9 protein-coding genes are annotated in these 10,041 nt (G+C 74.7%); 6 read left to right on the top strand and 3 right to left on the bottom strand.

What is annotated here, in order from left to right; genetic code table 11:
- Positions 1 to 359: 359 nt before the first annotated feature.
- The 3 genes from ACIP82_RS14840 to ACIP82_RS14830 all read right to left on the bottom strand — a co-directional run bounded on the left by ACIP82_RS14840 (position 360) and on the right by ACIP82_RS14830 (position 3,500).
- Positions 360 to 1,898, bottom strand: coding sequence for an MFS transporter (locus tag ACIP82_RS14840; protein WP_400653659.1), 1,539 nt, complete (start codon positions 1,896 to 1,898; stop codon positions 360 to 362).
- A gap of 193 nt (positions 1,899 to 2,091) precedes the next feature.
- Positions 2,092 to 2,760 (bottom strand): TetR/AcrR family transcriptional regulator, encoded by a 669-nt coding sequence (locus ACIP82_RS14835; protein ID WP_363614148.1) that lies wholly within the window; start codon positions 2,758 to 2,760, stop codon positions 2,092 to 2,094.
- A 155-nt stretch (positions 2,761 to 2,915) separates the two neighbouring features.
- The gene (locus ACIP82_RS14830) at positions 2,916 to 3,500 is read right to left on the bottom strand and encodes a GNAT family N-acetyltransferase (RefSeq protein WP_400653658.1); all 585 of its coding nucleotides are present in this window, start codon (positions 3,498 to 3,500) and stop codon (positions 2,916 to 2,918) included.
- 181 nt (positions 3,501 to 3,681) lie between these two features.
- On the opposite strand from ACIP82_RS14830, the gene ACIP82_RS14825 reads away from it, so the two are divergent.
- The 6 genes from ACIP82_RS14825 to ACIP82_RS14800 all read left to right on the top strand — a co-directional run bounded on the left by ACIP82_RS14825 (position 3,682) and on the right by ACIP82_RS14800 (position 10,007).
- Positions 3,682 to 4,968 carry an ATP-grasp domain-containing protein gene (locus ACIP82_RS14825; RefSeq protein ID WP_363614150.1) on the top strand — a complete coding sequence of 429 codons (1,287 nt, stop codon included), beginning with the start codon at positions 3,682 to 3,684 and terminating at the stop codon, positions 4,966 to 4,968.
- Positions 4,965 to 5,786: a Rossmann-like domain-containing protein gene (locus ACIP82_RS14820; RefSeq protein WP_363614152.1), complete on the top strand. Its 822-nt coding sequence runs from the start codon at positions 4,965 to 4,967 to the stop codon at positions 5,784 to 5,786. Before ACIP82_RS14825 ends, ACIP82_RS14820 begins: the two co-directional genes overlap by 4 nt.
- Positions 5,783 to 6,859, top strand: a complete 1,077-nt coding sequence (locus ACIP82_RS14815) for a pyridoxal-phosphate dependent enzyme (RefSeq protein WP_363614154.1) — start codon at positions 5,783 to 5,785, stop codon at positions 6,857 to 6,859. The genes ACIP82_RS14820 and ACIP82_RS14815 overlap by 4 nt, the downstream gene beginning before the upstream one ends.
- On the top strand, positions 6,856 to 7,911 hold the full coding sequence (locus ACIP82_RS14810; RefSeq protein ID WP_400653657.1) for a dipeptide epimerase: 1,056 nt from the start codon (positions 6,856 to 6,858) through the stop codon (positions 7,909 to 7,911). The genes ACIP82_RS14815 and ACIP82_RS14810 overlap by 4 nt, the downstream gene beginning before the upstream one ends.
- Before the next feature lie 85 nt (positions 7,912 to 7,996).
- Entirely contained in the window at positions 7,997 to 8,989 is a 993-nt protein-coding gene (locus ACIP82_RS14805; RefSeq protein ID WP_400653656.1) for a class I SAM-dependent methyltransferase, read from the top strand.
- A gap of 229 nt (positions 8,990 to 9,218) precedes the next feature.
- Positions 9,219 to 10,007, top strand: a complete 789-nt coding sequence (locus tag ACIP82_RS14800; RefSeq protein ID WP_400653655.1) for a VOC family protein — start codon at positions 9,219 to 9,221, stop codon at positions 10,005 to 10,007.
- Positions 10,008 to 10,041 lie beyond the last annotated feature (34 nt).

The raw sequence follows: 10,041 nt of genomic DNA, 5'->3' as shown, positions 1-10,041 counted from the left end.
CCAGCATGAAGGACCAGTGGTCCGGGAAGATCTTGCGGAGGTTGGCCCTGGCCAGGGAGTAGATCCCCAGCCGGCCGTCCGTCCAGTCAGCGGCCCGTCGGCCGCGTCCAGGAGGCTGATTCCGGGTCATTTCCACGCACCTCACTCCAAGAGAAGCGGGGATCATTCCCCGTTTCGAGCTGTCACCACCATAAACGGGGGATGATCCCCGTTTCTAGCCGGGGGTCGTTCCCGGGACGGAGCCGGAGGGCGGGGGAGCCGGAGAGGGGGCCGGGGGCCGTGAAACGCCGAGCGGCCCGTCCGGTGTCGCGACGTCGCAACACCGGACGGGCCGCTTCGCGCCCGAGTACCTCCAGGGGTCAGTGCACCAGCACCGGCACCTGGTTGCTGTCCTCCTCGCCCGTGGCCGAACCGGTCGTCGCGCCGTCGGGGCGCCCGGCGTTGACCAGGACGAAGGCGATCGCGGCGGCCGTCAGCAGGATGCCGAAGGACCACCAGATCGCGGTCGAGAAGCCGTGCACCATGCCCTGGAACTGTGCCGCCTGGGCCGCGGCCGGGGACGTCGCGGCACCGGCGTGCGCGGCCAGCCAGGTGGCCGTGGCGCTGGCCGCGATGGTGTTCAGCAGCGCGGTGCCGATGGCGCCGCCGACCTGCTGGGAGGTGTTGACCATGGCGGACGCCACGCCCGCGTCGCGCGGCTGGACGCCGTGCGTGGCCAGGCTCATGGCCGGCATGAAGGCGGTGCCCATGCCGAGGCCCATCAGGATCAGGCCGGGCAGGATCAGCGCCGGGTAGGAGGTGTCGAGGTCGATCTGGGTGAGGAGCAGCATGCCGATCGAGGCGACCAGGAAGCCGGGCGCCATCAGGAAGCGCGCGGGGACCCGGGTCATCAGCCGGGCGCCGATCTGGGTCGAGCCGGTGATCATGCCCGCCACCATCGGCAGGAAGGCCACACCGGTCAGCACCGGGCTGTAACCGAGCACGATCTGCAGGTAGTAGGTCAGGAAGAGGAACAGGCCGAACATGCCGATCACGGCCAGGCCGAGCGACAGGTAGACCCCGCCGCGGTTGCGGTCCAGGACGACCCGCAGCGGCAGCAGCGGCGCCTTGACGACCCGCTCGACGACGACGAACGCGGCCAGCAGGACACCGGCGGCGATGAACAGGCCGATCGTCACGCCGGAGCTCCAGCCGTCCGACTCGGCCCGGGTGAAGGCGTAGACCAGGGCGACCAGGCCGGTGGTGACCAGCAGTACCCCGGGGATGTCCAGACGGTTGCGGTTGCGGCCCTCGGAGGGCTCGCGGATCACCAGGACGGCGCCGACGGCGGCGACGATGGCGAACGGGATGTTGACGAAGAAGGTCCAGCGCCAGTTCAGGTACTCGGTCAGCAGACCGCCGAGGATCAGGCCGATCGCGCCGCCGCCGCCCGCGATGGCGCCGTAGATGCCGAACGCCTTGGCGCGCTCCTTGGCCTCGGTGAACATCACCGCGAGCAGCGAGAGCGCGGCCGGTGCGAGCAGCGCGCCGAACACGCCCTGGAGGGCGCGGGCGCCGAGCAGCATCGCGGTGTTGGCGGCGGCGCCGCCCAGCGCGGAGGCGAGGGCGAAGCCGGTCAGGCCGACCACGAAGGTCCGCTTGCGGCCCCACAGGTCGGCTATCCGGCCGCCGAACAGCAGCAGGCCGCCGAAGGCGAGCGCGTAGGCCGTGATGACCCACTGGCGGTTGCCGTCGGTGATGCCGAGGTCCTTCTGCGCGGACGGCAGGGCGATGTTCACGATGGTGGCGTCGAGGACGACCATCAGCTGGGCGAGGCCGATGAAGATCAGGGCCTTCCAGCGCCTCGGATCGGGCTGTGACGCGGCCTGCGTCGGCGGTGTGGAGTCGGTTTTGGGCATGGGGGTACTCGCTTCACGGTGCGTGGCGTACGGATCGGACGGATGACGTGCGGATCAGGACGGATGGCGTGCGAGGGCGCGGCGGGGCCGGAGGTGCCGACCGGCCGCTGTCGGCGCGTCCTCGCGGCGCGCTGTGGTGGTCGGTCTCCGGTGGGCCGGCGCCGGAGTCGCCGTGATCGTGGTGCTGGGGCTGTCAGTGGTGCGGCTTGAAGTCCTCGAAGGTCGCGGCCCGGCCGGGCAGGGTGGAGCGGGCGGGCGCCCGCAGGCCGTCCAGGAACAGCTGCAGGTGCCGGTGCACGAAGTCGTTGAGCAGGTGGCAGGAGATGTCCGGCAGCGGCCGGGTGAGCTGGCTCATCGCGATGAACAGGTCACCGTGGTCGACGTCGGGGCGCAGCTCGCCCGCCTCGCGGGCGCGGTCCATCATGCTGCCGACGGCAGCCGTCAGACGCTCGCGGGCCTCGACCAGGGCCGGGTCGAACGGGTCGACCCGGTTGGTGAGTAGCGGGCACAGCGCGCCGACCTTCTCCTCGACCGTCGCGTGGGCGAACCGCTGGAGAGCGTCGAACGGGCCGTCGCCCTCCGCCGTCGCCGTCTCGGCGATGGCCAGGATACGGTTTTTGACGAGCAGCGCCACCTCACGGATCAGCGCCGCGCGGTCCGGGAAGTTCCGGTACAGCGTGGCGTTGCCGACGCCCGCCCGCTTCGCGATCTCGTCCAGTGGCGCGTCCGCGCCGTGTTCGACGAAAGCGTCACGGGCCGCCAGGACGATCCGCTCACGGTTGCGGGACGCGTCCGCGCGCAGCTTGGGTGCGCGAACGGGCTCCACGGCGCGGACCTGCTCGGCGGCTGCTGCGGTGCTCACGGCGATGCTCCTCCATCAGAGTACCGGGGAAATCCTCCCCGCTTTCCTCTATGAAGGACCAAACGGGGATTCACTCCCCGGAAATTTCACCTGCGGGCGTGACCTGTGTCACATCTCTCCGACCGGGTGGCCGGGGTGTGCTCCGGTCGTCCGGTTCAGACCGTCACCCGCTGTACCGCCCCGCCCCCGGCCGCCATCGGGCGGCGCAGCGGGATCTCGAAGTGGACGGTGGCCACGCCGGGCCCGTGCTCGCCGGTCGGGCGGGCGTCGTGGACCTCCTCGGCCAGGCTGCGCCAGAACGGCTCGGCGCCCGGGATCCTGGTGTTGGTGTGCAGGTAGAGCCGCTCGTACCCGCCCTCGGCGGCGGCGAACTCGCAGGCCTGTCGGACGAGTTCGCGGGCCAGTCCGTGCCGGCGGTGCTCGGCCCGGACGTACACCCGGACGAGCTGGGCGGTGGTGCCGTCGGGGTAGCGCTCGGCGAGGGCGCGCGGGTGCGGTGGGTGGGCGGGCCCGGTGGAGTGCAGCGCCGTGGTGGCGACCACCTCCTCGCGGTGGACGGCCACCAGCAGCGCGTGGCGGGGGTGGTCCAGGTAGTACCCCTGGAGGTCGACCACGTCGGCGTGCCAGTCCGGGACGTAGCCGTAGCCGAACTCCCGGTAGAACGTGTCGAGGATCAGCCGACGGGCGCCCGGGACGTCCGAGGGCAGTGCCGGCCTGATCTCGTAATCGACATGACGCATCATCAGATAACTCCGAAAGGGAGTGGACGGGCAGGTGGAGGGGGTCGACGCGCGGCAGACTACATGAAAACGGATGTCATCTGACGCCGCGTCCGAACCGTGTTGAAAATGAAAATGGATCCCGTTATGTTCTCCCTCGGCATGCCGGGCCGGCCTGCCGCACCCGTCGAGAGGGAGATCCGTGGCGCATCTGCTGATGATCGAGAGCTGGGTCGGCTCCATGAGCACTCTGCTGCCCAGGGCGCTGGGAGAGGGCGGTCACCGGTTCACCTTCCTCACCCGGGACCTGCACCACTATCTGCGCGCCACCCCGGCCGGGGCGCCGCACCCGCTGCTCGCCGCCGAGAACGTCCTCACCGCCGACACCAACGACCCGGCCGCCCTGCTCCCGTACGCCGAGCGGCTGCACGGCGTGCTCGGCTTCGACGGCGTGCTCTCCTCCTGCGACTACTACCTGCCCACGGTCGCGCTGGTCGCCCGGCACCTCGGGCTCCCCGGGCCGGCGCCCGAGGCCGTCACCGCCGCCTGCCGCAAGGACCTCACCCGTCGCGCGCTCGGCGCGGCCGGGGTGCCCGGGCCCGCGTACGCGCTCTGCGCCGACCGGGGGGAGGCCCTCGCCGCCGCCCGGGAGATCGGCTTCCCGCTGGTGGTCAAGCCGGTGGACCTGTGCGCCGGCATGCTGGTCCGCGAGGTCGTCGACGAGCGGGAGCTCGCCGTCGCGCTCACCGCCCTGGAGGCGTTCCCGGTCAACGCGCGCGGCCAGCGCCGGGCCCCCGTCGCCCTGCTGGAGGAGTTGCTCACCGGGCCCGAGGTCAGCGTCGAGACCGTCTCCGCCGACGGCGCCACCCATGTGGTCGGGGTCACCGACAAGAGCGTCGGCGGCGCGCCCGCCTTCATCGAGACCGGCCACATGTTCCCCGCCGCGCTCGACCCCGCCGATGCCGGGGCCGCCGCCCGGACGGCCGTCGCCGCGCTGGCCGCGCTCGGGCTGGACCAGGTCGTCGCGCACACCGAGATCAAGCTCACCCCGGCCGGGCCCCGGGTGGTCGAGGTCAACCCGCGCCCGGCCGGGAACCGGATCACCGAACTCGTCCGCCGCGTCACCGGCATCGACCTGGCCGCCGCCTGCGTGGACGTCGCCCTCGGCGGCCGGCCCGACCTCACCGCCCGCCCCACCGGCGTCGCCAGTGCCGCGATCGCCTTCCTGGTGCCGGGGGAGGGGCGGGCCGGTCTGCTGGACGGCTTCGACGGCGAGGCGGCGGTGCGCCGCGACCCGGCCGTCGTGGAGCTCTCCCTCGCCGGGCCGGGCCGCGACGTCCGGCCCGCCACCAGCAACAACGAGTACCTCGGCCATGTGATGACCGCCGACCCCGAGGGTGCCGGCGCCCGCCGCGAGGCCGAACGGCTGCTCTCCGGCCTCACCCCCCGCTACGCCGGCCGGGCCGAGGAGCGGGCGGTGCCCGCGTGACGACCACCGCCCCCGCCCCCGCGCTGGACCGGATCGCCGCCCAGGTCCGGGCCGGCGTGTACGGGCCCGACCCGGCCGGACAGCGGATCGCCCTCGCCTTCGGCACCACGCAGGCCGTCCGGCACGCCGGCCGCGCCCACGGCTACCGCAACGAGGTGCTCAGCCTGCGGCTCGGCGCCGCCGTCGGCTCCTGCGCCGTCGAACCCGGTGAGCTGCCCGCCGACGCGCTCACCGACTGCGTCGGCGCCGACGTCGCCGAACTGCTCGACCACCCCCTCACCCCCGTCCGGGTCGCCGCCCTCGACGCCTACCTGATGCACTGCCGTCCGCACACCCCCGCCCACGGCGCCCGCCCGGTCGCCCTGCCGGCCGGCGGTTCGCTGACGAAGTCCCGCGCCCGGGCCCGCGCCGTCATCGGCCTGCTCCCGCCCGGGGTGCGCCGGGTGCTCGTCGTCGGAGTCGTCAACTCCCTGCTGGAACAGCTGCGTTCGCAGGGCGTCGAGTACGTCCCGTGCGACCTCAAGGGTGGCACCACCGAATGGGGCGAGCCGGTGCACACCGACGCCCTGGCCCGGCTCGGCGACTGCGACGCCGTCCTCGCCTCCGGCATGACCCTCGGCAACGGCACGCTCGACCCGCTGCTCGCGCACGCCCGGGCCACCGGCGCCCCGCTGGTGCTGTTCGCCCAGACCGGCAGCGCCGTGCTGCCCCGGCTGCTCGGCGACGGCGTCAGCGCCGTCAGCGCCGAACCGTACCCCTTCTTCTGGCTCGACGGCGGGCCCACCGTCCTCCACCTGTACGGCGGTGGCGCCCGATGACCACCCTGCTCGCCACGGCCGGCCTCGGCAACCCCGACCTGCTGCCGCTGCTCGGCCGCACCCCGCTCGCCCGGATCAGCACCCCGCTGCCGCACCCCCACCCCGGCTTCTGGGCCAAACTGGAGGGCCTCGGAGCCGGCGGCATGAAGGCCCGCTCAGCCGTCGCGATGCTCCGCGGCGCCCACGCCCGCGGCGAACTGCGGCCCGGCGCCACGGTGGTGGAGTCCACCTCCGGCACCCTCGGCATCGGCCTCGCCTTCGCCGGACAGGCCTTCGGCCACCCCGTGGTGCTGGTCGGCGACGCCGAACTCGAACCGTCCATGCGCCAGTTGCTGCGCTCCTACGGCGCCCGGCTGGAGCTCGTCGAGCGGCCCGCCCGGCACGGCGGCTGGCAGGCCGCCCGGCTCGCCCGGCTGCGTACCGTCCTCGGCCGGCTGCCCGACGCCTACTGGCCCGACCAGTACAACAACCCCGACAACGCGGCCGGTTACCATGCCATGGCGCAGGAGATCACCGCCGAACTCGACCACCTGGACGTGCTGGTGTGCAGCGTCGGCACCGGCGGCCACAGCGCCGGGCTCGCCGAACCGCTGCGCCGCCGCTGGCCGGAGCTGCGGATCATCGGCGTGGACTCCGTCGGCTCCACCATCTTCGGCCAGCCCGCCCGCCCCCGGCTGATGCGCGGCCTCGGCAGCTCCATCCATCCGCGCAACGTCGCCCACCAGGCCTTCGACGAGATCCACTGGGTCGGCCCGGCCGAGGCCGTGGACGCCTGCCGCCGCCTCGCCCGCGGCAACTTCGTCAGCGGCGGCTGGAGCACCGGGGCCGTCGCCCTGGTCGCCGCCTGGGCCGCCCGCACACGCCCCGGCGAGGTCGTCGCCACCGTCTTCCCCGACGGCCCGCACCGCTACCTGGGCACCGTCTACGACGACGGGTTCTGTCACCGGCACGGTCTGGACCCCGACCGCGCCGCCCCGCGCCCGACCGAACTCCCGCACCCCGCCGCCGCCGAGGCCACCGGCTGGGCCCGCTGCCGCACCGACCGCGCGCGCCACCGCGAGGGGGCCCGATGAGGCTCGCCGTCCACACCGTCCGGCTCCACCTCGCCGAGCCGCTGCGGATCTCCCGTTCGGTGACGGCCCAGCGCGACGCCGTCCGGCTCGCCCTGCGCCACGACGGCCTCACCGGCCACGGCGAGGTCGTCAGCAGCGACTACCTCCGGCTGCCCACCTCCCGCATCCTGCGCGAGGTCGAGGCCCTGCGCGCGGACCTCGAACGAATCCCGGACCCGGAGCAGGCGATCGCCGAACTCCGGCGCGGGGCGGCACCGTTCAAGGGGCTGCCGGCCGGTGTGCTGGCCGCCGTCGAGGCCGCCCTGCTCGACCTGGCCGGCCGCCGGGCCGGCGCCCCCGTCCACCGGCTCCTGGGCCGGGCGGGCCCGGTGGCCGCCGCCACCGCCCGCACCATCGGCATCCAGCCCGCCGCCCGCGCCGCCGCCCGGGCCGGGGAGCTCGCCGCCGCCGGCTTCACCGTCCTCAAGATCAAGGCCGGTTCCGCGGACCCCGCGGCCGACCTCGCCCGCGTCCGGGCCGTCCGCGAGGCCGCCCCCGGCGCCCGGCTGCTGCTCGACCCCAACGGCGCCTGGACACCCGACCAGGCCGACCGGCTCCTGGCCGCCTTCGCCGACGCCGGTGTCGAGGCCGTCGAGCAGCCGATCGCCCCCGGCGACCCCGACGCGCTCGCCGGAGTCGCCGAACGCTCCCCGCTGCCGGTGATCGCCGACGAGGACGCCGTCGGCTACGAGGACGCCGTCCGCCTCGCCGGGCGGGTCCACGGCGTCAACCTCAAGCTCGCCAAGTGCGGCGGCGTCCACGAGGTGCTGCGCATCCAGGCCGCCCTCCGGGGCAGCGGCACCGACCTCATGCTCGGTTGCCTCGTCGCCAGCTCGCTCGGCATCGCCCCGGCCGTCCACCTGGCCGACCGCGCCCGCTGGGTGGACCTGGACGGGCACCTGCTGCTCGCCCACGACCCCTGGCGGGGCATCGGCGGCGCCGACGGCACCGTCCGCACCGCCGCCCGGGCCGGCCTCGGTGTCCGGCCCGCCGATCCGGAGGCCGGGTCATGAGGGCGCCGCGGCGCCCGCCCGCCCGTCCGCTCCCCGGCCGTCCGCCTCGGCCACGCCCCCGTCCGCCCACTCCCTGCGAGGCCCGATGACCGGCCGCAACCTGCTCACCGACACCCCCGAGCTGTACGAACTGCGCTTCCCCGACGCGGAGTTCACGGCCGCCCGGTGGGCCGAGTCGGTACTCCGCGACCACGGCGCCGGGCCGGACGTGCTCGACCTCGGCTGCGGCACCGGCCGCGACGCCGGCTGGCTGCACCGCACCGCCCGCCGCAGGGTCACCGGCCTGGACAGCTCCGAGGCGATGATCCGGTACGCCCGCCGCCGCCACCCCGGTCCGGACTACCACGTCGGCGACATGCGGGACTTCAGCCTCGACGGCCGCTTCGACGCCGCGCTCTGCCTGGACAGCGCCCTGCTCTACTGCCACACCAACCACGACCTCGACGCCCTGCTCGGCCGGCTCCGCCACCACCTGCGGCCCGGCGGACTGCTGGTGGCCGAGATGCGCAACGGCGCCTTCTTCCTCGGCCGTACCGAACTCCTCGACGCCCCGCGCACCGACACCGTCACCCGGGACGGCGTCACCCACACCTCGCACACCACGCTGTGGATCGACCATGCCGCCCAACTCCTGCGCCGCACCAGGATCTGGACCACCGACGGCGGCGCACCGGTCGAGCAGCACTCCGCCTGGCGGCTGCTCTTCCCCCAGGAGCTCCGCTACCTGCTCGCCGCCAACGGTTTCACCGTCCTCGCCCTCTACGACCGGCCAGGCCCGCGCACCGAACCACCCTGGTCCGAGGGCGACCGGCCCGCCGGCACGGCCGACGACGACCGCCTCCACCTCGTCGCCCGGCTCGACCACGGCGCCGGCCCGGCCGCCCACCTCTCCCTCGACCCCGCCGCGAGCACCGCCGCCACCCCGGCCACGGCCGGCCCGCCCCCACCGCCCCGGGCGCCGGCCACCACGGCTTCCGGGAGACCCCGGAGCTCTGAGGCGCCGAGCTCGCCGCACCGGCCGGTCCCACCTGCGTGCCGTGCCGCGCCGGGCCCGCCTCGCCCTCTGGGGCTTGTCTGACCATTCCCGCCGCGCGCACGACGCCGGGCATCCCGCCCGGACGCACCGCCGAATCGACCGAGTACGTCCAGTACGAGGCCGCTCCGGCGGCACGCCCAGCCGGGCGCCCAGCGCCGCGCGCTGATGCGACGCGAACTGTCAGACAAGCCCTAGGCTGAAAGCGCCCGGGCGGTCCGTTGGCCGTGGGAGCCGGGACGGCCCCGGCGGCCGGGCGTCGAGGAGGTTCGCGATGAGCAGCCGTGAGACCGCCAAGGTGCGCTGTGTGGCGGCCGTTCCGTGCTGGGTGAGCCTGATGGCGCGCGATCTCGAAGTGGCGACAGCGTTCTACGGCCCGCTGCTCGGCTGGAAGTTCGAGCCCGCGCCGGACCGCTTCGGGCCGTATGTGCACGCGGTGGTCGGCGACGAGGCGGTGGCCGGGCTGGGGGTCACGGGCAGTGGCTGGGGCATGCCGGTGGCGTGGACCAGCTACTTCGGAACGGAGAGCGCCGACGCCGCCGCCGACGCGGTCCGCGAGCGCGGGGCGACCCTGGCGGTGGGCCCGCTGGCCTTCGACGCCGGCCGGGTGGTCCTGGCCGCGGACCCGGCGGGGGCGGTGTTCGGGATCTGGGAGGGACTGCCGGGCCGGGCCCGCCGGCTGGAGCTGCCGGGCGCACCGGTCTGGATCGAACTGCGCACGCCCGACCCCTTCGCGGCGGCGCTCTTCTACGGCGAGGTGTTCCGCTGGGACGGCCGCGACCCCGAGCGCTTCGAGGTGCGGTGGGAGCACGACCGGGTGGTGCTGCGCACCGAGGGGTACAGCGTCGCGGCCCTGGCCAAGGAGCAGTCGGGCGGCCCGGCCGGCATGCCGCCGCACTGGGAGGTGTTCTTCTCGGTGCCGGACGCCGACGCGGCGCTGGCCCAGGCGGAGGCGCTCGGTGGCTCGGTGATCGGGCCTGCCTTCGACTCGCCGTACGGGCGGGTGGCCCGCCTCCAGGACCCGGAGGGCGGACGGTTCGCGGTGATCAGCCTCAAGAACTGAGCCGGCCCGGGTCCGCGCCCGCCGGGGCACCGCC

It is taken from the genome of Kitasatospora sp. NPDC088548 (genome assembly GCF_044753005.1).
GTDB lineage: Bacteria > Actinomycetota > Actinomycetes > Streptomycetales > Streptomycetaceae > Kitasatospora.
The sequence above is the reverse complement of the archived record's forward strand: the minus strand, read 5'-3'. Positions and strand labels throughout refer to the sequence as shown.

Excerpts from the sequence above, each read along its gene's own strand:
- ACIP82_RS14840 (WP_400653659.1), bottom strand. The coding sequence starts at position 1,898 with ATGCCCAAAACCGACTCCACACCGCCGACGCAGGCCGCGTCACAGCCC.
- ACIP82_RS14830 (WP_400653658.1), bottom strand. The coding sequence starts at position 3,500 with ATGCGTCATGTCGATTACGAGATCAGGCCGGCACTGCCCTCGGACGTC.
- ACIP82_RS14815 (WP_363614154.1), top strand. The coding sequence starts at position 5,783 with ATGACCACCCTGCTCGCCACGGCCGGCCTCGGCAACCCCGACCTGCTG.
- ACIP82_RS14810 (WP_400653657.1), top strand. The coding sequence starts at position 6,856 with ATGAGGCTCGCCGTCCACACCGTCCGGCTCCACCTCGCCGAGCCGCTG.
- ACIP82_RS14805 (WP_400653656.1), top strand. The coding sequence starts at position 7,997 with ATGACCGGCCGCAACCTGCTCACCGACACCCCCGAGCTGTACGAACTG.
- ACIP82_RS14800 (WP_400653655.1), top strand. The coding sequence starts at position 9,219 with ATGAGCAGCCGTGAGACCGCCAAGGTGCGCTGTGTGGCGGCCGTTCCG.